Annotated in this window: 17 protein-coding genes and 1 pseudogene; 12 read left to right on the top strand and 6 right to left on the bottom strand. The window is 67.4% G+C overall.

Going from position 1 to position 20,917, the window contains the following annotated elements; genetic code table 11:
• Positions 1-937: 937 nt before the first annotated feature.
• Both GR303_RS25375 and GR303_RS00005 read left to right on the top strand, forming a co-directional pair.
• Positions 938-1,234, top strand: a pseudogene (locus GR303_RS25375) (hypothetical protein); the annotation flags it as partial.
• A 174-nt stretch (positions 1,235-1,408) separates the two neighbouring features.
• The gene (locus tag GR303_RS00005) at positions 1,409-2,755 is read left to right on the top strand and encodes a calcium-binding protein (RefSeq protein WP_343038446.1); all 1,347 of its coding nucleotides are present in this window, start codon (positions 1,409-1,411) and stop codon (positions 2,753-2,755) included.
• Positions 2,756-2,931: 176 nt separating this feature from the next.
• Here GR303_RS00005 and GR303_RS00010 read toward each other — a convergent pair whose 3' ends face one another.
• Both GR303_RS00010 and pepN read right to left on the bottom strand, forming a co-directional pair.
• Positions 2,932-5,205, bottom strand: coding sequence for an ATP-binding protein (locus GR303_RS00010; protein ID WP_343038447.1), 2,274 nt, complete (start codon positions 5,203-5,205; stop codon positions 2,932-2,934).
• A 245-nt stretch (positions 5,206-5,450) separates the two neighbouring features.
• The gene (pepN, locus tag GR303_RS00015; protein ID WP_161723196.1) at positions 5,451-8,102 is read right to left on the bottom strand and encodes an aminopeptidase N; all 2,652 of its coding nucleotides are present in this window, start codon (positions 8,100-8,102) and stop codon (positions 5,451-5,453) included.
• 193 nt (positions 8,103-8,295) lie between these two features.
• Between pepN and GR303_RS00020 the strand changes: the two genes are divergently transcribed.
• The 8 genes from GR303_RS00020 (at position 8,296) to dusA (ending at position 16,590) form a co-directional block, all read left to right on the top strand.
• Entirely contained in the window at positions 8,296-8,736 is a 441-nt protein-coding gene (locus tag GR303_RS00020; RefSeq protein ID WP_161723197.1) for a VOC family protein, read from the top strand.
• Positions 8,737-8,838: 102 nt separating this feature from the next.
• The gene (gene xdhA, locus GR303_RS00025) at positions 8,839-10,320 is read left to right on the top strand and encodes a xanthine dehydrogenase small subunit (protein ID WP_161723198.1); all 1,482 of its coding nucleotides are present in this window, start codon (positions 8,839-8,841) and stop codon (positions 10,318-10,320) included.
• A gap of 4 nt (positions 10,321-10,324) precedes the next feature.
• The gene (gene xdhB, locus GR303_RS00030) at positions 10,325-12,787 is read left to right on the top strand and encodes a xanthine dehydrogenase molybdopterin binding subunit (protein ID WP_246205595.1); all 2,463 of its coding nucleotides are present in this window, start codon (positions 10,325-10,327) and stop codon (positions 12,785-12,787) included.
• Positions 12,784-13,749 carry a xanthine dehydrogenase accessory protein XdhC gene (gene xdhC / locus GR303_RS00035; RefSeq protein WP_161723199.1) on the top strand — a complete coding sequence of 322 codons (966 nt, stop codon included), beginning with the start codon at positions 12,784-12,786 and terminating at the stop codon, positions 13,747-13,749. Before xdhB ends, xdhC begins: the two co-directional genes overlap by 4 nt.
• Positions 13,750-13,755: 6 nt before the next feature.
• Positions 13,756-14,241 carry a nucleoside deaminase gene (locus GR303_RS00040; RefSeq protein WP_161723200.1) on the top strand — a complete coding sequence of 162 codons (486 nt, stop codon included), beginning with the start codon at positions 13,756-13,758 and terminating at the stop codon, positions 14,239-14,241.
• A gap of 55 nt (positions 14,242-14,296) precedes the next feature.
• Positions 14,297-14,905, top strand: coding sequence for an urease accessory protein UreE (locus tag GR303_RS00045; RefSeq protein WP_161723201.1), 609 nt, complete (start codon positions 14,297-14,299; stop codon positions 14,903-14,905).
• Between the two features lie 21 nt (positions 14,906-14,926).
• On the top strand, positions 14,927-15,397 hold the full coding sequence (ybaK, locus tag GR303_RS00050; RefSeq protein ID WP_161723202.1) for a Cys-tRNA(Pro) deacylase: 471 nt from the start codon (positions 14,927-14,929) through the stop codon (positions 15,395-15,397).
• Between the two features lie 188 nt (positions 15,398-15,585).
• Positions 15,586-16,590: a tRNA dihydrouridine(20/20a) synthase DusA gene (gene dusA, locus GR303_RS00055; RefSeq protein ID WP_161723203.1), complete on the top strand. Its 1,005-nt coding sequence runs from the start codon at positions 15,586-15,588 to the stop codon at positions 16,588-16,590.
• A 234-nt stretch (positions 16,591-16,824) separates the two neighbouring features.
• Here the strand turns inward: dusA and GR303_RS00060 are convergent, their stop codons facing one another.
• The 3 genes from GR303_RS00060 to cobS form a co-directional block, all read right to left on the bottom strand.
• Positions 16,825-17,529: a retropepsin-like aspartic protease family protein gene (locus GR303_RS00060; RefSeq protein WP_161723204.1), complete on the bottom strand. Its 705-nt coding sequence runs from the start codon at positions 17,527-17,529 to the stop codon at positions 16,825-16,827.
• Positions 17,529-17,744, bottom strand: a complete 216-nt coding sequence (locus GR303_RS00065) for a DUF1289 domain-containing protein (protein ID WP_161723205.1) — start codon at positions 17,742-17,744, stop codon at positions 17,529-17,531. Before GR303_RS00065 ends, GR303_RS00060 begins: the two co-directional genes overlap by 1 nt.
• A 109-nt stretch (positions 17,745-17,853) precedes the next feature.
• Positions 17,854-18,690 (bottom strand): adenosylcobinamide-GDP ribazoletransferase, encoded by an 837-nt coding sequence (gene cobS, locus GR303_RS00070; protein WP_425487106.1) that lies wholly within the window; start codon positions 18,688-18,690, stop codon positions 17,854-17,856.
• Between the two features lie 77 nt (positions 18,691-18,767).
• Here cobS and cobT point away from each other — a divergent pair, with 77 nt between their 5' ends.
• Both cobT and GR303_RS00080 read left to right on the top strand, forming a co-directional pair.
• Positions 18,768-19,793, top strand: coding sequence for a nicotinate-nucleotide--dimethylbenzimidazole phosphoribosyltransferase (gene cobT / locus GR303_RS00075; protein ID WP_161723206.1), 1,026 nt, complete (start codon positions 18,768-18,770; stop codon positions 19,791-19,793).
• The gene (locus tag GR303_RS00080) at positions 19,790-20,302 is read left to right on the top strand and encodes a thermonuclease family protein (RefSeq protein WP_161723207.1); all 513 of its coding nucleotides are present in this window, start codon (positions 19,790-19,792) and stop codon (positions 20,300-20,302) included. The genes cobT and GR303_RS00080 overlap by 4 nt, the downstream gene beginning before the upstream one ends.
• A 2-nt stretch (positions 20,303-20,304) precedes the next feature.
• Here GR303_RS00080 and GR303_RS00085 read toward each other — a convergent pair whose 3' ends face one another.
• Positions 20,305-20,886 (bottom strand): LysE family translocator, encoded by a 582-nt coding sequence (locus tag GR303_RS00085; RefSeq protein ID WP_161723208.1) that lies wholly within the window; start codon positions 20,884-20,886, stop codon positions 20,305-20,307.
• Positions 20,887-20,917: the final 31 nt, after the last annotated feature.

The following is a 20,917-nucleotide window of genomic DNA, read 5'->3' on the forward strand; positions in this document are numbered from 1 at the left end:
TAGGGTCCGTCATGGCGTGGTCTCCAATGGGACCCTGGCGCTCCAACGCCCGAATCCCGTTTTGTGGGCTTCAACACCCGGAGACTACGCCACCCTCTCAAAAGTCCACCACATCCCAGACGGCACCATGACGGCAACCGCAATACTCTTGGCGGAGCTACAAAGACTAATGGGCGGCGCCCTGCCGCCTGGGCAATATGGCGGCACACAAACAGTGGTAGCCCCGATCGCCGGAGGCTCATCGTCCACATCAGGCGGATCCACTGGAGGCAGTGGAGGAGGCTCAGGTTCACCGTCTCAGGGCGATGATGATGCGGATACGGTCATCACGGCGACAGCAGATGGTATCATCACGACGATTGATAGGCTTGCCGACGGCTCAAGCAGGGTAACCGTTGAGTACCCCAACGGTATGGTGGTCGAGACAATCCAATGGGCGAGTAGCGACAGAATGTCGGTGTATACGGAGCGCCAGGATGGGTCTTATGACTTTAGGTCCTACAATCCCGACGGCTCATTACGGGCGACGGGGAGGCTGGATGCCGCAGGCAACTATGAGGCGCGGAGCGCAGATGGAAGCTGGGTCCGGACGCGCAGTGCCGATGGGTCAGGAACCCTTGAGCTGCATCGCACCGATGGTACGCATGTGTCGCAAACGTACAACGCAGATGGTTCGTATACGTCTGAAACCCGCGCCGAGAACGGAACGCTCCTCGGCCGGCGCGCTATCGATGCGAACGGCTATGGCGAGGTCTTTCGCGCTCAATCCAATGGTTTGAACATCACCTTTCGTGTACGCGAGTATGAGACCGAGCATGGCGAGACACGTGACGAAATTCTGTCCGGTACGGTCGAAAATCGGGATAAATCGCTGTGGGACCAAGCCAGTGGTGCTGCGCGAGGGATTGTCGACTGGATCGTGAATGAGACGGTCAATATGTGGGAACGCCCCTCCCGTGAGGAAAATCCCGAACCCGAAAGCGACGTTCCCAAGGATGCAGTCGTCCAGTTCTCGATTGGCGACTCAACCTATCTTCTGACCGCCCTGAGAGGCACCGAACAGGCTGATCAGCTGACCTCGAGCGGCTTGCTGGCAGGGTTCGGCGGAGCGGATACTCTGATCGGAGGGAACAGGGGCGATTCCCTCTTTGGTGGAGTTGGGGACGATGTGCTGGACGCCGCGAGCGGCGACAATGTCCTCGACGGTGGAGAGGGCAATGATCGTCTGTTCAGCGGAATCAGCGCAGACAAGCTTGTTGGCGGTGAGGGCTGTGACACGGTCAGCTACTATAATAACACCAATAGATCTGTAAAAATCTATCTTTGGGATGTGTCGCGCAACCAAGGCGCAGCAGCCGGTGATATGTATGTAGACGTCGAGGTGATTGACGGAACGCGGTTCGATGACGTGATTGAGGGAGACGATGCGAACAACGTCTTCTGGGGTGACAACGGCCATGATCGCCTCAAGGGCTTCGAGGGCAATGACGAACTCTTGGGCGGCGCTGATGACGACCTGCTCGAGGGCGGTGTCGGTGCGGATACCCTCAACGGCGGCTCGGGCATCGACACCGCTTCTTACGCCGACGCTAAGGCAGGCGTGCGGGTGGATCTGGGCAACGCCGCCCGCAACTTGGGCGAGGCTTATGGCGACGTGTTCGTCTCCATCGAGAAGGTCATCGGCTCGGCCTACAGCGATGTGATCGAGGGCAGCTCTGCGGCCACCGACACCAGCTCCGACGAGTTCGACGGCGGCGAGGGGCACGACCTGCTCAAGGGGTATGGCGGGGTGGACACCCTCAAGGGCGGGAATGGCGACGACCAGCTCGCCGGCGGCACGCGGGGCGACATTCTCGACGGGGGCGTGGGCTACGACTTCGCCGTCTACACCGATGCCGTGGAGCGGGTGGTGGCGGACCTGGCCAACGCGGCGGCCAATCAGGGTTTCGAGGCCCAGGGCGACGTGTACGTGTCGATCGAGGGCCTGAAAGGCTCGCGCTTCGACGACCTGCTCCATGGCGATGCCTCCGGCAACGCGCTCGAGGGGCAGGACGGCTCGGACCGGCTCGAGGGCCGGGCCGGAGGCGACTGGCTCCACGGCGGGCAGGGCTTCGACTTTGCCGTATACTGGAGCGCTGCGAGCGGAGTGACGGCGAGCCTGCTCGCCGGCTCCGGCAGCGCAGGCGATGCCTTTGGGGACACCTATGTCTCGATCGAGGGGCTGGAGGGCTCAGGCTTCGGCGACACGTTGCAGGGCGACGTCCTGGCCAACACCCTCTACGGCTATGGCGGCGCCGACCTGCTGCAGGGCGAGGGCGGCAATGATTACATGGAGGGCGGCGACGGGGCCGACACGGTCTCGGGCGGCGAGGGGCTGGACTGGCTGCTGGGTAACGCAGGGGCGGACCTGTTCCGGTTCGACACGCGCCTGAGTGCCGGCAACGTGGACACCCTGGCGGATTTCAGCGTGGCGCAGGGCGACCGGATCGGGCTCTCGGCGAGCGTGTTCGGCTCCCTGCCGTCGACCACGGTGATCGACATGGTGGGCGGCCTGCCCGTGGGGCGTACGATGCTCAAGAGCAGCGCCTTCACCGTGGGAACTGCCGCTACGGCCTGGGAGCACCGGATCGTGTACGATCAGGCGACAGGGGCGGTCTACTTCGACGTGGACGGGGTGGGCGGCATCGCCCAGGTGCAGTTCGCCAAGGTGGCGGCCGGTACGGCCCTCACCGCAGCCCAGTTCCTCCTCGTCTGATCTCAACAAATCAGACTTCCGCGCAAAGGACGAGCCGGCCCACACAGGCCGGCTCGTTGTGTATCAAGTCAGGCTCGGTCGCTCGGAGCCGGGACGACCAGGGAAGACTCCGCTCGGGAAAAAGGAAAAGCCGGCGCTCCATTTGCGCCGGCGCCGGCATTTCTTGAGGTGGACTATCAAGCCGCCTTGTCCGCCAGCGCGATCTCGGCGCTGGTGTTCTCCGTCAGCGGCAGGTGGACCAGCACGATGGTGCCGACGCCCTCCTGGCTCTTGATGCGGAGAGAGCCGCCGTGGAGCTCGGTGAGCGAGCGCGCGATGGCGAGGCCGAGGCCCGAGCCCTTGTAGCTCTTCGAGAACTCGGTCTCCACCTGCTCGAAGGGCTGGCCGAGTTTGTGCAGGGCATGCGCGGGGATGCCGATGCCGTTGTCCTCCACGTAGATGTTGACGGCATTGCCGGCCTGGCGCGTGCGCACCGTGATGCAGCCGCCTTCGCTCGTGAACTTGGTGGCGTTCTGGAGCAGGTTGACGAGGATCTGGTGCAGGGCGCGCTCGTCGGCGGGCACCACGATGTCCTCCGGGCTGACGTCGACGGTGACGGAAAGGTTCTTGGCCTTCGTCTGCTCGCCCACAAGCTTCAGGGCGCGCTGGATCGAGGCATGGACCTCCATCGGCTGCTTGGTGAGCGACGTGCGGCCCGCCTCGATGCGCGACATGTCGAGGATGTCGTTGATCACCGACAGGAGGTACTCGCCGCTGGAGCGGATGTCGGCGCAGTATTCCTCGTACTTCTCGGAGCCGAGCGAGCCGAAGATGCCGCTCTGCATCACCTCCGCAAAGCCGATGATGGCGTTGAGCGGCGTGCGCAGCTCATGGCTCATGTTGGCGAGGAACTCGGACTTGGCGCGGTTGGCGCTCTCGGCCTGCGCCTTCTGGTCGAGATAGCGCTCGGCGAGATCGGCGAGCTGGTGCGTCTGCGCCTCGAGCTTCTGGCGCGACTGCTTGAGATCGAGAACGGTGGCGATGAGCTCCTTCTCGGATTCCACGAGGCGGTGCTCGTGGCGCTTGAGCGCCGTGATGTCCGTGCCGACGGAGACGTAGCCGCCGTCCTTGGTGCGGCGCTCGTTGATCTGCAGCCAGCGGCCGTCCTGCAGGCGCGCCTCGAAGGTGCGCGCGCCCACATCCTGCTGCTCGCGGCGCAGGAACTGGTGCTGCACCTCCGGCGGACGTCCCATGGCCATCACCTCGGCATAGGACTTGCCCTGCAGCTGCGCGTCCGGAGGCAGCTCATGCAGCTTCTGGAACTTGGAATTGCAGAGCACGAGGTTGTTGTTGGCATCCCACAGCACGAAGGCCTCGGAGATCGCCTCGATGGCGTCGTGCAGGCGCGCGTCGGCCTTGGCGGTCTTCTCCTCCAGGCCGCGCTGCTCGGTCACGTCCACCGCGATGCCCACGAGATGGCTCGCCGCATCGTCGGGATCGTTCATCAGCTCGGCGCGGGCGCGCAGCCACACCCAGTCGCCGGTGATGCTGCGGATGCGGAACTCGTAATCGACGAGCGACGTGCTGGCCGAGGCGAGCTGCTCCGCGAGAGTGAAGAGATCCTGATCCTCCGGGTGGATCATGGCGTTCACTTCGCCGAAGGAGAGGAACTCGTCCTGCCGCTCGTAGCCGAGAAGCTCGTACATGGAATCGGACCAGTAGATTCGGCCGCGGCCGATGTCCCAGTCCCACAGGCCGCAGCGGCCGCGGTTGAGCGCGGAATCGATCCGGTCGCGCACCTTCTCGCACACCTCGTCGGCGGCCCGCGCGCGGTTCGCCTGCATCACATAAGCCACGCCGATCCCGAGCAGAACCATGATCGTCGCGCCGAGAAGCGACACATGGCCGATGGTGCGCGTCCACCAGCCCGAGAGAATGTGCGGCATGGGCTGCACAAGGGCGATCTGGCCGGAGGAGGCGGGCAGGGCGCGCACGGTCCCGAGCCCTTCCGTGCCATCGGGAAAGCGGATCGTCATGACGCCGGCCCGGTCGGCGAAAAGCATCAGGGGCTGCGCGTCGCCGAGAATATCGGCGAGTTTGGCCGGCGGCGATTCCAGGGGCGGATGGACTGCGAGGATGGTGCCCGCCTGATCGACCAGCATGAGCATGCGGCTCTGCGTGAGGGCGCTCGGCGGCATGTCCTTGGCGAGATGCTCAAGTTGCGCCGCGGCCTGCGCGCGGTCCGCCGGAGGGCGGATCGCGCCGAGCTTCGCAGCGGACAGGGAGGCGATGATGTCGATGTCGTTGATGGCGTCGAAGAGCGTGTCCTTGCGACCGTCGCGGATCTGCACCCAGGCGCTGCCGGCGAGAGTCACGAGAAACAGGATCAGGACGGCCGGAACTGCCAGCCGCAGCAGGGGCTCATATCGCTCAAGTCGCCGATAAGCCGGGTTCGCGTCCGATCGCGTCACCCCGAGAATCGTACCCGCGCGTGCGGGTACGCATGCGGTCGCCGCCCCCGCCATGCGATGCTACCTCCGGAACCATTGTCGTCCTGTTTCGGAGGACGTGCCGCATCTCTCCGAATCACTAACAATAGAATCTTGAGCGGGTGATTTGTCTAGTTAGTAGAAGCCGAAGGTTAATAAAAAATTTCCTATCCGGGATTACCCTGGGGAAATCGCGGAAAACCTCGCAACCTCTTCAAACGCATAGGTTATTCCGATTGCCCCGCGTCGAGCGACCGGCTCACGATGTCGCCTACGTCGCGGGAAAGATTGGGCTTTTGCGCGATCGACCGCAGGGCCTCCTCGGCCTGTCCGCGACGGGTGTTTTCCATCATCCGCCAGGTGCTGAAAGCGGTCAGCAGCCTTGCCGCCAACTGGGGGTTCAACTCGTCCGCGCGCAGCACGATGGAGGCGAGGAACCGGTAGCCTGCGCCGTCGGCCCGGTTGAACTGAACCTGGTTCAGCATGGCGAAGCTGCCGATGAGCGAGCGCACGCGGTTCGGGTTGGCCATGGAGAAGGCCGGATGCTGCATGAGGGTCTTCACCCGCTCCAGGGTCTCGTCCTCCGGGATCGCCGCCTGCAGGGTGAACCACTTGTCGAGCACCAAGGGTTCGTTGCGATAGCGCTCGCCGAAGCGGGCGAGGGCATCCTCGCGCGCCTGGCCGGGCAGAGTGGTGAGGACGCCGAGCGAGGCGAGGCGGTCCGTCATGTTGCTGGCGGAGTCGAACTGCGCCGTCGCAAGCGCTTCGCCCTCGGCAGGATCGGCCGCGGCGAGGAGGTCGAGGGAGGCGTTGCGCAGGGCGCGGCGGCCCGCACTCGCGGCGTCCGGGCTGTAGGGGCCTGAATCGGCGAGCGACTCGTAGAAGCGCCGCAGATGCTGCGAACACCCGGCGCCGATCCGTCGGCGCATGGCGCTGCGAGCCCGGTGAATGGCATCCGGGTCCACATCCTTGCCGATTTCCTGCGCGATATCCGCCTCGCTCGGCAGGGTGATGACGAGGGCTGCAAAGGCGGGGTCCGTGAAGGCGTCGCTCCCCATGAAGGAGCAAAGAGCCGCCGAGAAGGCGTCCGCCTCCGCGTCCGCCACCGATCCTCCCGTCGACAGGGCCACCAGCAGCCGCATGGCCACGGTCTGGGCAGCCTGCCAGCGGTTGAAGGCATCCGTGTCGTGCCGCAGCAGGACGAGCAGTTCCTCGTTCGGCAGGTCGAGGGAGACCTTCACCGGAGCCGAGAAACCCCTGAACAAGGACGGAACGGGCTTGGGCGACACCTCCGCGAAGGTGATGGTGTCGGAGGCCTTGTCGAACAGGAACACGCCGCGTTCGTCCACCCGGTCGCAGGCGGCACTCAGCGGCGAGCCGTCATGCGACACCAGCCCGAGCGCGACGGGAATGGCCATGGGCTGCTTGGTCGACTGGCCCGGCGTCGGAGGTGTGCTCTGCGCGAAGTCGAGGCGGTAGGTCCGCGCCGCCTCGTCGTAATGCCCCTTCACGCTCACGCGCGGCGTGCCGGCCTGCTCGTACCAGCGCGCGAAATGGCTGAGGTCCCGGCCCGTGACATCGGCAAAGGCGTTCAGGAAGTCCTCCACCGTGGCGGCCGTGCCGTCGCAGCGCTCGAAGTAGAGATCCATCCCGCGCCGGAAGGCGTCGGCGCCGATGATGGTCTTGAGCATGCGGACGATCTCCGCGCCCTTCTCGTAGACGGTGGCGGTGTAGAAGTTGTTGATCTCGCGGTACTGCGTCGGGCGCACCGGATGGGCGAGGGGGCTCGAATCCTCCAGGAACTGCCGCGCGCGCAGGGTCTTGACCTCCGCGATGCGGTGCACCGGGCGGGAGCGTTCGTCGGAGGAGAATTCCTGGTCGCGGAAGACCGTCAGACCTTCCTTGAGGCAGAGCTGGAACCAGTCGCGGCAGGTGACGCGGTTGCCGGTCCAGTTGTGGAAATACTCGTGCGCGATGATCGCCTCGATATGGGCGTAATCCATGTCGGTGGCCGTTTCGGGCGAGGCGAGCACGTATTTGTCGTTGAAGATGTTGAGACCCTTGTTCTCCATCGCGCCCATGTTGAAGTCGGACACGGCCACGATGTTGAACACGTCGAGATCGTATTCGCGGCCGAACACGCGCTCGTCCCAGCGCATGGAGCGCTCGAGCGCATCGAGGGCGTAGCCCGCGCGGTCCTCCTTGCCGGGCTCCACATAGATCGCAAGCTCCACCTCGCGCCCGCTCATGGTCTTGAAAGCCTTGGCGACGCGGCCGAGGCGCCCGCCCACGAGAGCGAAGAGATAGGAAGGCTTCGGGTACGGATCGCGCCAGACGGCATAGTGCCGGTTCGGGTCGTCGGCCGCTCCGCTCTCGACGAGGTTGCCGTTGCCGAGGAGCACCGGCACCTCGTCGCGCTCGGCCTCGATGCGGGTGGTGTAGACGGACAGCACGTCAGGGCGGTCGAGGAAATAGGTGATGCGCCGGAACCCTTCCGCCTCGCATTGGGTGCAGTAATTGCCGCTCGACCGGTAGAGCCCCATGAGCTTGGTGTTCGCCGTCGGGTTGACCTCGGTCTCGACGGTCAGCGTGAAGGGCTGGCGGGGCGGCTGGGCGATGGTGAGCGCGTGCGGGCTGGCCTCGAACTCCTCGCCCGTCAGGACGCGCCCGTCGAGGGCCACGGAGTTCAGGTTCAGCTCATCGCCGTCGAGCACCAGGGGCGCATCGGGGCGTCCTTCCGGGTTTGGCCGGATGGCGAGGGTCGCGACGATCCGGGTCTGGGTGGGATGGAGCCTGACGTCGAGCTCGACGCGGTCGATCAGGAAGTCGCTGGGCCGGTAATCCTCAAGGCGGACGATGGGCGTTGTCTCGGTGCGCATCCGGTACTCGTCTGAAACTGAATTACGTTCAAGCTAGGGCCCCGGGGAGAGACCGCCAGTCTGCTTGAGGCAGCACCTGTTAAAAGTCACCTGATCTTGAGCAAATCCAAGGCTTTTTCCGCACAACAAAATGGTACCCCTTGATCTCCCGGGGAAATACGCCATCACGTAGCCGAACCCACCGGAGACGATCATGGAATACCTGCACACGATGGTTCGCGTCTCGAACCTCGAACAATCCCTCGACTTCTTCTGCAACAAGTTCGGACTGGTGGAAGTCCGCCGGATAGAGAACGAGAAGGGGCGCTTCACCCTGGTCTTCCTGGCGGCTCCCGGCGACGTGGAGAAGGCCAAGGACACCAAGGCGCCGCTCCTGGAGCTCACCTACAACTGGGACGAGCACGAATACACGGGCGGCCGCAATTTCGGCCATCTCGCCTACCGGGTCGACGACATCTACGAGACCTGCCAGCGGCTGATGGATGCGGGCGTCACCATCAACCGGCCGCCCCGGGACGGCTACATGGCCTTCGTGAAGACCCCGGACAACATCTCCATCGAGCTGCTCCAGCGCGGCGAGCCCAAGCCGGTGCAGGAGCCCTGGGCCTCCATGCCCAACACGGGCACCTGGTAGGCTCCGCCCCCGCGGCGGCGAGCCCCTTGGCGAAAAAGTCTTGCTCCGCCATTCTACCCGGCCCACCATAAGAAAGCCGGGTCGAACCGGCGGAGGAACACAGTGCTACGAGAGACGATCCGCTTCTGGCGGCAGGGACGAGCCGTCGAGGTCGCAGGCTTTCACCCGCGCACCACGCTCCTGGACTACCTGAGACTCCAGGAGCGGCGCGTGGGCACCAAGGAGGGCTGCGCGGAAGGCGATTGCGGCGCCTGCACCGTGGCCCTGGGCCGGATGCGGGGCGGACGCGTCCACTACGAGCCGGTCAATGCCTGCATCCTGCTGCTCGGCCAGATCGACGGGGCGGAGCTTGTCACGGTGGAGGATCTCGCGGCGGGCGGCACCCTGCACCCGGTACAGGCCGCGATGGTGGAAGCCCACGGCTCGCAATGCGGCTTCTGCACTCCCGGCATCGTGATGAGCCTCTTCACCCTCTACCACGAGGGCGCACGCCCGCTCAGCCGCGAGGCCGTGAACGATGCGCTCGCAGGCAATCTTTGCCGCTGCACCGGCTACAGGCCCATCGTGGATGCGGCGCTCCGGGCCTGCAGCGCGGCGCCCGAGGACGGCTTCTCCGCCGCAGGCGATCGGACGGCGCAGGGCCTCACGTCCCTCGCCGATGGGCGGGACGTGTTCATCGGCAGCGAGGAAAGGTTCTTCGCCGCGCCGGCCAGCGAGGATTCGCTTGCCACGCTCTATGCCCGGCACCCCGACGCCACGCTCGTCGCCGGCTGCACGGATGTGGGCCTGTGGATCACCAAGGGCATGGCCGAGATCGAGAAGATCATCTGGCTCGGCCGCGTAGCGGAGCTCGACCGGATCGAGGAGACGGCCGAGGCGCTCGGAATCGGTGCCACCGCCACCCATGCCGAGGCGCGGCCTTCCCTCGCACGCATTGACCCAGACCTCGACGAGCTCATGCGCCGCTTCGGCTCGCTGCAGGTGCGCGCCTCGGGAACGGTCGGCGGCAACATCGCCAACGGCTCGCCCATCGGCGATCTCGCGCCGGCGCTGATCGCGTTGGGCGCGACGCTGGAGCTGCGGCGGGGCGAGGCCACGCGCAGCCTGCCGCTCGAAAGCTTCTTCATCGCCTACCGCAAGCAGGATCGCATGCCGGGCGAGTTCGTGCGCCGCGTGAGCGTGCCGAAGCTGAAAGGCAACGAGGTCTTTCGCGCCTACAAGATCTCCAAGCGCTTCGACGAGGACATCTCGGCGGCGATGGGCGCATTCAAGTTCACCCTCGATGGGCGGCGCATTGCGCAGGCGCGGGTTGCGTTCGGCGGCATGGCGGCGACGCCGAAGCGGGCTCCCGAGACGGAGCGGGCCCTCGCCGGCCTCTCCCTCGACGAGCCCTCGACCTGGGGCGACGCCATGGCCGCCATCGCGCGCGACTACCAGCCCCTCGACGATCACCGATCCTCGGCCGCGTATCGCGCGACGGTGGCGCGCAACCTCGTGTTCAAGGCCCTGAGCGAGAGCGCGTCGGGCGAGACCCGGGCCACGCGCATCATCGGCCGGCGCGAGTCGCTTGAGGCGGCGGAGTAGGGCCATGAACGAACAGCCGAAGCTCGCCGGTTCCACCTCCCCCTTGAGGGGGGAGGCCGCGCCGCAGGCGCGGGAGGGGGTGGGAAACGCGACCTCTCAAGACGTCGCGCTGCCACCCCGCCCCGGACCGCTCACGCGCTCCGACCCTCCCCCTCAAGGGGAGGGTGTTGAGGTTCTCCGCCACGTTCGCCAGCCCCTGCCGCACGATTCCGGCGTGAAGCACGTCCAGGGCGCGGCGCAGTACATCGACGACATCCGCGAGCCCGAGGGCACGCTGCATATCGCCATCGGCCAGTCGCCGAAGGCGCGGGGACGCCTGATCTCCCTCGACGTCTCGGCCGTGCGCGCGGTGCCCGGCGTCGTGGCGGTGCTGACCGCGGCGGACATCCCCGGCAAGAACGACGTGTCGCCCGCCTTCGGCGACGATCCGCTCTTCGTCGACACGGAGATCGGCTTTCTGGGCCAGGCCCTCTTCGCCGTCGTCGCCACGAGCCGCGACATCGCGCGCCGCGCCGTCAAGAAGGCGGTGATGGAGATCGAATTCGAGACGCCGAGCGTCACCGTGGAGGATGCGCTGGAGCGCGGCGAGACCGTGCTGCCGGATTATGCTTACGGCCGCGGCGATCCCAACGCGGTCATCGCGCAGGCGCCGAAGAAGCTCGAGGGTCAGTTCCGCATCGGCGGGCAGGAGCACTTCTACCTCGAGGGCCAGGTCGCCATGGCGATCCCGGGCGAGGACGGCGACATCCATGTCTATTCCTCGACCCAGCATCCCACGGAAGTGCAGCATGTGGTCGCCCGCGTGCTCGACATTCCCGATGCCTATGTCACCTGCGAGACCCGCCGCATGGGCGGCGGCTTCGGCGGCAAGGAGAGCCAGGCGACGCAATGGGCCGTGACCGCAGCGCTCGCCGCGCGCGTGACGGGGCGCCCGTGCAAGATCCGCCTCGACCGCGACGACGACTTCATCCTCACCGGCAAGCGCCACGACTTCCGCTGCGACTGGGCGGTGGGCTTCGACGGGGAGGGGCGCATCCAGGGCTATGCGGTGGATCTGCTCGCCCGCTGCGGCTATTCGGCGGATCTTTCCGGCGGCGTGGTGGACCGGGCGATGTTCCATGCGGACAATGCCTATTGGATGCCCGCTGTGCGCATCGCCTCGAAGAGGCTGAAAACCAACACGGTCTCCAACACGGCGTTTCGCGGCTTCGGCGGTCCGCAGGGGATGCTCGCCATCGAGCATGTGATGGACCGGATCGCCTGGGCGACGGGCCGCGATCCGCTCGACGTGCGCTACGCCAATTTCTACCGTCCGGGCGAGAACGTCACGCCCTACGGCATGGAGGTGGAGGAGACCGACACGCTCGTCAATCTCGTGCGCTCGCTGGAGGAGACGTCGAACTACCGCGCACGCCGGGAGGAGATCGCGGCCTTCAACGCCTCTTCGCCGATCATGAAGCGGGGCATCGCGCTGACCCCCGTGAAGTTCGGCATCAGCTTCACGCTCACGCACATGAACCAGGCCGGCGCCCTGGTGCATGTGTACCAGGACGGATCCGTGCATCTCAATCACGGCGGCACCGAGATGGGGCAGGGGCTCTACATCAAGGTAGCGCAGGTGGTGGCCGAGGAGTTCGGCATCGCCATGGAGCGCGTGCGCATCACGGCGACCACGACAGCGAAGGTGCCCAACACCTCGCCGACGGCGGCCTCCTCGGGATCGGATCTCAACGGCATGGCGGCGAAGGTTGCGGCGGGCGCGATCAAGAGGCGCATGACGGCTTTTGCCTCCGAAGCCTACGGCGTGCCGGAGGATCAGATCGCGTTCCGTGACGACCGGGTGTTCATCGGCAACCAGAGCTTGTCCTTCGACGAGCTCGCGAAGAAATGCATCGCCGCCCGCGTGCCGCTCTCGGAGGCCGGGCATTACAAGACGCCGAAGATCACCTGGAACCGGGAAAAGGGAACCGGCCGGCCCTTCTTCTACTTCGCCTACGGCGCGGCGTGCTCCGAGGTCATCGTCGACACGCTCACCGGCGAGAACCGCCTGCTGCGCACGGACATCCTCCACGATGTCGGACGCTCCCTGAACCCGGCCATCGACATCGGGCAGATCGAGGGCGGCTTCGTGCAGGGCATGGGCTGGCTCACCACGGAGGAGCTGGTCTTCGCCAAGGACGGCCGCCTGCTCACGCACGCGCCCTCCACCTACAAGATCCCGGTCGCTTCCGACGTGCCCGCCGCCTTCAACGTGGCGCTCTATCCCAACACCAACCGGGAGGAGACGATCTACCGCTCGAAGGCGGTGGGCGAGCCGCCGATCATGCTGGCCAACAGCGTGTTCTGCGCGCTGGCGGATGCGATTCATTCGCTCGATCCCTCGAAGCCCGTTCCGCTCAATGCGCCCGCGACGCCCGAGGCGATCCTGCGCGCCTGCGAGGCGCTGCGGGGGAGGCCGATGGGGTGAGGGTCTGGCACCAGCTCACCGATTTCGTGCAGCGGCACGGAGCCGCCGCCCTCATCACCGTGCATGACGTGAAAGGCTCCGCTCCCCGCGAGGTCGGCGCGCGCATGGTGGTGCGGCCCGACGGCGCCTTCCACGGCACCATCGGCGGCGGACAGCTCGAATTCCGCATGCTCGACATCGCCCGCGAGATGCTGATGGCGGGACGCGGCCCCGCGCGCATCGTCGATCAGGCCCTCGGGCCCGACCTTGGCCAGTGCTGCGGCGGGCGGGTGAAGATCCTGATCGAGACCTTCGACGGCCGCGACATGGAGGACCTCTCAGGCCTCACGGAGGCCGAGGCGGAGGGCGGGCTGTTCGAGCTCGAATGCCGCCTGGAGGACGGCCGCGTGAAGCGCGACTTCGCCTCCGCCGTCGGCGACGACCGCTGGACCGGCTGGCGCGAGACCCACGGCGAGGCGCGCACGCCCGTTCTCCTGTTCGGCGCGGGCCATGTGGGGCGCGCGCTCGTGCTCACCCTCGCGCCCCTGCCGTTCGCGGTCCGTTGGCTCGATGACCGGGAGGGTGCCTTCCCGTCCCATGTGCCGCCGAACGTGAGGGCGGTTCGGATGCGCGATCCCGCGGCGGAGATAGACGGGGCGAGGCCGGATTCCTTCATCCTGGTCATGACCCACGATCACCCCCTCGACATGGCCATCACCGTGGCGGCCCTGAGGCGGGACTTTCCCTATGTGGGCCTCATCGGCAGCGCCACGAAGCGGGCGAGGTTCGAGAAAAGGTTTCGGGAGCTGGGGCTGCCCGAGGCGAAGATCCGCTCCCTCGTCTGCCCCGTCGGGCTTCCCGGCATCGCCGGCAAGGACCCGGCGGTGATTGCAGCCTCCGTGACCGCGCAGCTGCTGCAGGTGCGGGAGCAGGGGCGTCTTGCCGGAAACCTCTCGCCTCCCGCCGCCTCCAACGATAGATAAGCGTCCATGAGCACCAGCAAACCCGAAGATCAACGCTATCTGGCGCGCGCCGTCGCCCTGTCCCGCGAGCATATGGAGGGGGGCGAGGGAGGCCCGTTCGGTGCCGTGATCGTGCGCGACGGCACGATTCTGGCCGAGGGCTGGAACCAGGTCACCTCCGCCAAGGACCCCACGGCACACGCGGAGGTCACGGCGATCCGCCGCGCCTGCCAGGCGGTGGGCGACTTCTCGCTCGAAGGCGCCACCCTCTACACGAGCTGCGAGCCGTGCCCCATGTGCCTGGCCTCCGCTTATTGGGCCCGGGTGAGCCGCATCGTCTATGCCAATACCCGCCAGGATGCGGCCGAGATCGGCTTCGACGACAGCCTGATCTACGACGAGATCTCCAAACCCATCTCCGAACGGCTGATCCCCATGGACCACCTGCCGAGCCTGGAGGCCAAGGCCGTGTTCGACGCCTGGGCGGACAAGGACGACAAGATCGCCTATTAATTTCCGGCCAAGCCGCTTATCTGAGCCTCACCCGATCACAGACCGAGACCAGCCCATGCCCCGCGTCACCACCATCGTCCGCAAGCCCGCCGTGAAGGCCGACCGCGTCGTCGACACCATCACCCTCGACCACGCGGCCCGCAACCGCCGCCACGGCACGCTGAGGGGCGAGGGCGGAACCGAGATCCATCTCGACCTCGATATGGAGACCACCATCAATGACGGCGACGCCCTGCGGCTCGAGGACGGGCGGCTCGTCCAGGTGAAGGCTAAGCCTGAGTCCCTGCTCGAGGTGAGGGCCGAGAACCCCTTGCGCCTCATGCGCCTCGCCTGGCATCTCGGCAGCAATCACGGCCTCGCCGAGATCGCGGCCGATGCCCTCTACATCGAGAACAACCCGGCGCTGGCGGAACTCGCCCGCGGGCAGGGCTGCACCGTGACCCCCGTGGAGCGGCCCTTCCGGCCGGAGCGCAGCACCCATGTCTGCGACCATGACCACGGGCATCACCACCATCATCACGGGCATTCCCATGGCCATGACCACGGGCATGCTCACGGCCACGATCATGCGCACGATCACAAGCACGGTCACGACCATCATCACCACGATCACGGCCCCGGCTGCGGATGCGGCCACCATCATGGACACAAGCACGACCACTGATCGGTCCTGACGCTCTCGACTATGTCCAAGACCACCCGCGCGACCTTGGCCCTGCAGCAGGCGGGCGTGCCCTTCACGGTGCATTCCTACGCGTACGATCCGAACGCGGAGCGCATCGGCCTGCAGGCGGCGGAAGCCATGGGCGCCGACCCGTCGAGCGTGCTGAAAACCCTGATGGTGCTGGTGGACAACAAGCCCGCCTGCGTGATCCTGCCCTCCGACCGCGAGGTCAACCTGAAGAAGCTCGCCGCGGCCTTGGGCGGCAAGGCGGCCCAGATGATGAAGCCGGCCGATGCGGAGCGCATCACCGGCTACCATGTGGGCGGCATCAGCCCCTTCGGCCAGAAGAAGCGCGTGCCGACCGTGCTGGAGCAATCGGCCTTCGAGCACGCCGAGGTGTTCATCAACGGCGGCCAGCGGGGGCTGCAGGTGAAGCTCGATCCGCGCGCGGCGGCTGAGGTGCTGGGCGCGAAGGTGGCTGGGGTGGTTTGAAATCTCCCCAGCCCGTCGTGGCCGGGCTTGTCCGGCCGTCCAGGTTTTTCACCTGCCTTACTGTCATTCCGGGCTCGACCTAGGGTCGCCCCGGAATGACAGCGAGAAGCCTGCCTATTTGCCTTGAGGCCATCGTACCCATATGAAAAGGCCTGTTTCCTTACACCCGACCAACCGCTCTGCCGAAGATGACCCAAAAGTTCTTCACCGTGGCCCCCATGATGGACTGGACCGACCGGCATTGCCGGGCGTTCCATCGCGTCCTGTCGCGCCGGGCGCGGCTCTATACGGAGATGGTCACCACGGGGGCGGTCATTCACGGGCCGCGGGAGCGCCTGCTCGGGTTCAGCGCGGCCGAGCATCCGGTGGCGGTGCAGCTCGGCGGGTCCGATCCGAAGGAGCTGGTGGAGGCAGCGAAGATCTGCGCTGATTTCGGCTACGACGAGATCAATCTCAATGTGGGCTGCCCCTCCGACCGGGTGCAGAACGGCCGCTTCGGCGCCTGCCTGATGCAGGAGCCGGTACTGGTGGGCGAGTGCGTGGCGGCCATGAAGGCGGCCGTCTCCCTGCCGGTGACGGTGAAGTGCCGGATCGGGGTGGACGATCAGGACCCGGAGGAGGCCCTGAACCGCCTCACCGATTGCGTGGTGGCGGCCGGCTGCGACGAGCTGACGGTCCATGCCCGCAAGGCCTGGCTGAAAGGCCTGTCGCCCAAGGAGAACCGGGACATTCCGCCCCTCGACTATCCCAGGGTCTATCGCCTGAAGCAGGCCCGCCCGGATCTGCCCATCGCGATCAACGGCGGCATCAAGACCTGGCCCGAGATCCACGAGCACCTGAGGCACGTGGACGGCGTGATGCTCGGCCGCGCGGCCTATCAGGAGCCGGAAATCCTGCTCGGGGTCGATCCCGGGCTCTACGGCGAATCCGCGCCCGTGGCCGATGGTTTCGAGGCCATCGCGGCCTACGAGCCCTACATCGCGGAGCAGCTCGAAAAGGGCGAGCGCCTGCACAACATCACCCGCCACATGCTCGGCCTCTTCACCGGCCGCCCAGGCGCGCGCGCCTATCGCCGCCATCTCGCCACCGAGGCCGTGAAGCCCGGCGCGAACCTGCAGACCTTGAGGGATGCGGTGGCGCATGTGCAGCGGGAGACGGCGGCACTCGAGGCGAGACTGGCTGCGGCGGAGTAACGTTCGGTCGTCATCCCGGGGCTGCGGAGCAGAACCAGAGATCGCATGACGAGTGTGGCTCCTTGACCTCTCCCTGAGGGAGAGGTCGCGCCTTCAGGCGCGAGTGAGGGGTTGCGCCCTCTCCGGAAAGACCTGTAACCCCTCACCCCAACCCTCTCCCTCAGGGAGAGGGAGTTTAGAGCTATATCCTGCGCCCGATCCCGGATCGGGTCCGCCGTCCGGGATGACAGCGCATCAACCGGCGCTATCCTTCCCCCGCAGGATCAACCGGTTGCCCCGCACCTCGTAGGATTCCAGCCGCTCCAAAAAACTCATGCCGAGGAGATTGGCGTGGAGCACGTCCGCGCGGGCGATCAGCGCGCGGACGTTGCGCGCGGTGATCGAGCCGACGGTCAGGCTCTCGATCACCACCGGAGCGGCGAGCGCGGCGCCGTTGGCGGTGGAGACGGGAACGGAATAGGTCAGCGTCTCCGGATTGAAGCCGAGGGCCGCGGCGTTCTCCGCCCGCAGGACCACGGTGCTGGCGCCGGTGTCGAAGATGAAGCGGGTCTCCCGTCCGTTCACCTTAGCCTGCACCAGGAAGCTGCCGTCCATCCGGCGCGCCGCCACCACCTCGCCCCCCGGCGCGACGACGGTGCGACCCACCGCGATGTCGCCGATGGCGCGGTCGAGCACCGCCTGCAACTCGTCGCGGGAGGCATAGGTGACGAGGAGGGCGATGAGGATGCCGCCGCTCGCCGCGACGGCCTGGATGCCGTAGGTCCAGTGCCGCACGAAGCCCTCGACGATGCCAGCCGCCATGATGAGGCAGACCCCGCCGAACCCGAGGAGGCCTGCGGCCTCCAGGGCCGGGAGCGGTCCGACCGGGTCCTCGGCGAAGAGTCCCGCCAGGAGGGCGCCGATCAGGAGAAGCAGGCCTGCGCCGCGAATCCCCGGCATCATCGCGCCTTGTCGGGCTCTGGGGCGAAGGGGGATTCGAGGGAGAAGGCCAGGCGCATGCGCTCCGGCAGCTCGGCCATGATCTTCTGGCGCTCCTCCTCCGTGATCCGGTACCAGCGGGTGATCTCCTCGCGCGTGCGGCCGCAGCCTTCGCAGAGGCCCGTCTCGGAATCGAGGGTGCAGACGCGGATGCAGGGGCTGGAAACGCGGGTCATCCTGGAGCGCTTTTTTAGCGAAGTGGGTTCCGGTTCGCCGCCAAAAAGCGCGGCTGGGCAAAGACTAAAGCTGCTTCCACGTCAGTGGAAGCAGCTCTCGTTCATGTCGTCACGCCGGAAGCACGGTCAAGAGGCCGATCAGCGCAGCGATCTCCGCCACCTGCTGCGCGGCGCCCGCGATGTCGCCGGTCTGCCCGCCGAGGTGGCGCCTCGCGAAGGCGGTGAGGGCGAGGCCCGAGAGGGCCGACAGCACCAGCATCAGGGCGATCCCGGACGGCGGAAGGCCGCCGGGCAGGCCCAGCACGACCGCGATCGTGCCAGCGATGCCCGTGGCGAGCCAGAACGAATCCCGCGGCGGCTGCCCCACCGCGCGGGACATCCCGTCGGCCCGGGCCGGGGCGAGGAAGGCGAGGGGCATCAGGCCCGCGGTGCGCGAGAGGGAGGCAGCGATCAGCACCGCCGCAACGGCCGCCGCCCCATCGGACCGGGCGACGATCATCGCCAGGGCAGCGATGCGCAGGAAGAGGGAGAGGACCAGGGCCGAGGCGCCGAAGGCGCCGATGCGGCTGTCGCGCATGATCTCCAGGCGCCTCTCGCGGGTGGCGCCGCCGACGCTGTCGGCGGTATCGGCCAGGCCGTCCTCGTGCAGCGCCCCGGTCGCCAGCACCATGGCAGCCACGGACAGGGCCGCGGCGATCCAGGGGCCGAGATCGAGGAGGAGGGCGAATCCCAGCACGGCCGCCGGCAGGAGGCCGATGAGGAGGCCGGCGAGGGGAATCAGGCGCGCCAGCCGCGGGAAGCTCGGCAGCGCATGGGCGTCCTGCTCCCAGGGCAGGGCCGGCACCGGAAGCCGGGAATAGAAGCGGACGCAATGGGCTAGGTCGATGGCCGCCGCCCGCCAGCCGCTCATGGTCGCCGCCTCGCCCCGTTCAATTTGCTCCGACATGCTTCACCCCGCGTGGATCGGCCGTTATAGGTCACGCCTCCTCGCGTTCTGCAATGCCCCCTGAGCCGGAGCCCTCCATGTCCGATGCCGTGTCCTCACCTTTCGACGATATCCGCCGCCTGATCACGACCATGCCCGGTCCGGACGAGGCCGCCGTCGAGGCCGTGCGGATGCGCGACCGGCAGCTCACCAAGCCCGCCGGAAGTCTCGGTCGCCTCGAATGGATCGCCGAGTGGCTCGCCGCCTGGCAGGCCAAGCCCACGCCCAGCGTCGACCGTCCGCTCGTCTGCGTGTTCGCGGCAAGCCACGGCGTGACCGCCAAGGGCGTGTCGGCCTTTCCCTCCGAGGTGAACCGGCAGATGCTGGAGAACTTCGCGGCGGGCGGGGCGGCCATCAACCAGATCTGCGCGGCCTATGGGCTCGGCTTCAAGGTGTTCGATCTGGCCATCGACATGCCCACCGGCGACATCACCGAGGCCGAGGCCATGGACGAGAAGGCCTGCGTCGCCACCATGGCCTTCGGCATGGAGGCGATCGCCGGCGGCACCGATCTCCTCGCCATCGGCGAGATGGGCATCGGCAACACCACCATCGCGGCGGCGATCTACACGGCGCTCTATGGCGGGCCTGCCGAGCACTGGGTCGGGCGCGGCACGGGGGTCGACGACGAGGGGCTCCGCCGCAAGGTCGCGGCGGTCGAGGCGGCCATCGCCCGTCACGGCGACCATCTGAAGGACCCGCTCGAGGTGCTGCGCCGCGTCGGCGGGCGCGAGATCGCCGCCATGGCGGGCGCGATCCTGGCCGCGCGCCTGCAGCGCATTCCCGTGGTGCTCGACGGCTACGTGGCGACCTCCGCCGCAGCGGTTCTCCATGCCATCCATCCCTCGACCATCGACCACTGCATCGCAGGGCACCTGAGCGCCGAAGGCGCGCACCAGGACGTGCTCGCCCGCCTCGGCAAGATCCCGCTGCTCGCGCTCGGCATGCGCCTCGGCGAAGGCTCGGGCGCGGCGCTGGCCGCCGGCCTCGTGAAGGCGGCGGCGGCGATCCATCGCGACATGGCCACCTTCGGGCAGGCGGGAGTGTCCGAGCGTCTGTCGTGAGGTTTCGACGCCCCGGCTCCCGGCGGAGCGGAGCCACCTCCCTGATGGTCGCGCTGGCGCTCGCCGGCGGAGCCGCGCTCGTGCTGAAGCCCAGCGGGCGCACGCTCGAAGGCCGGGCCCAGGTCACCGACGGCGACACGATCCGCATCGGCGAGACGCGCATCCGCATCAAGGGGATCGATGCGCCAGAGCTGGAGCAACGCTGCTCCCGCGCCGGGCGCTCCTATGCCTGCGGCGAGATGGCCCGGAGGGTGCTGATCGATCTCGTCGCTGGTGAGACGGTGCGCTGCCGCGCCGCCGGCCGCGACCGCTACCAGCGCATCCTCGCCCGCTGCACCGTCGATGGGAACGACATCGGCACCCGGATGGTGGAGAGCGGCTGGGCGGTTTCCTACGGGCGCGACTACGACGCCGAGGAGGCGCGAGCCCAGGAACGGGCGGTAGGGCTGTGGGAGGGCGAATTCGAGCGGCCGCAGGACTGGCGCAGGGAGAACGCTTCGGGCGGCTGACCTCAGCCGAGGGCCGCCGCTCCGAGGGATGCCGAGAAGGTGAGCAGCACCAGCGCCGCGCCGCGCTGGACGGTTCTCGGCCTCACGACGAAGCCCGGCTTCGCGAGGGCGGAGCCGAAGCCGATCCAGGCGAGCGCGATCGGAACGATCACCGCCGCGAAGGTCGTCATCGCCTGCAGGAAGACGTCCGGGCTCCGGAAGGCCGCTTCGGGAAAGATCACGGCGGCGAAAAGCAGGGCTTTCGGGTTGAGCAGCGTCGCCGTGAAGACGCGGCGCGTGCCGAAGCCGGAGGCGCCCAGCGCCTCTCCCGCCCTCGACCACAATCCCCAGGCCACCGCCACCAGATAGGCCGCGCAGGCAAGCCGCAGGGCGGGCTTGAGCCAGGGCAGCCCGGCCGAGACCGGTTCGAGGAACAGGCCCCATCCGGCAATGGCGAGCGCATATCCGCACAGCTCCGCAGGCACCAGCGGCAGCGAGCGGCGAAAGCCCGCCTGGGCGCCCGAGCTTGCCAGCAGGGTGTTGGTCGGGCCCGGCGTCGCGAGGATCGCGGCGACGGCCGGGACGAAGGCGAGAAGGTCGATCATCGGATCGCTTCTACGCATCGCCTTCGGCGGG

This window comes from Microvirga arsenatis, assembly GCF_009910705.1.
In the GTDB taxonomy this organism is placed as follows: domain Bacteria; phylum Pseudomonadota; class Alphaproteobacteria; order Rhizobiales; family Beijerinckiaceae; genus Microvirga; species Microvirga arsenatis.

Excerpts from the sequence above, each read along its gene's own strand:
- cobS (WP_425487106.1), bottom strand. The coding sequence starts at position 18,690 with ATGTCGGAGCAAATTGAACGGGGCGAGGCGGCGACCATGAGCGGCTGG.
- dusA (WP_161723203.1), top strand. The coding sequence starts at position 15,586 with ATGACCCAAAAGTTCTTCACCGTGGCCCCCATGATGGACTGGACCGAC.
- pepN (WP_161723196.1), bottom strand. The coding sequence starts at position 8,102 with ATGCGCACCGAGACAACGCCCATCGTCCGCCTTGAGGATTACCGGCCC.
- GR303_RS00085 (WP_161723208.1), bottom strand. The coding sequence starts at position 20,886 with ATGATCGACCTTCTCGCCTTCGTCCCGGCCGTCGCCGCGATCCTCGCG.
- cobT (WP_161723206.1), top strand. The coding sequence starts at position 18,768 with ATGTCCGATGCCGTGTCCTCACCTTTCGACGATATCCGCCGCCTGATC.
- xdhB (WP_246205595.1), top strand. The coding sequence starts at position 10,325 with ATGAACGAACAGCCGAAGCTCGCCGGTTCCACCTCCCCCTTGAGGGGG.
- GR303_RS00060 (WP_161723204.1), bottom strand. The coding sequence starts at position 17,529 with ATGCCGGGGATTCGCGGCGCAGGCCTGCTTCTCCTGATCGGCGCCCTC.
- ybaK (WP_161723202.1), top strand. The coding sequence starts at position 14,927 with ATGTCCAAGACCACCCGCGCGACCTTGGCCCTGCAGCAGGCGGGCGTG.
- GR303_RS00040 (WP_161723200.1), top strand. The coding sequence starts at position 13,756 with ATGAGCACCAGCAAACCCGAAGATCAACGCTATCTGGCGCGCGCCGTC.
- GR303_RS00020 (WP_161723197.1), top strand. The coding sequence starts at position 8,296 with ATGGAATACCTGCACACGATGGTTCGCGTCTCGAACCTCGAACAATCC.
- GR303_RS00065 (WP_161723205.1), bottom strand. The coding sequence starts at position 17,744 with ATGACCCGCGTTTCCAGCCCCTGCATCCGCGTCTGCACCCTCGATTCC.
- GR303_RS00045 (WP_161723201.1), top strand. The coding sequence starts at position 14,297 with ATGCCCCGCGTCACCACCATCGTCCGCAAGCCCGCCGTGAAGGCCGAC.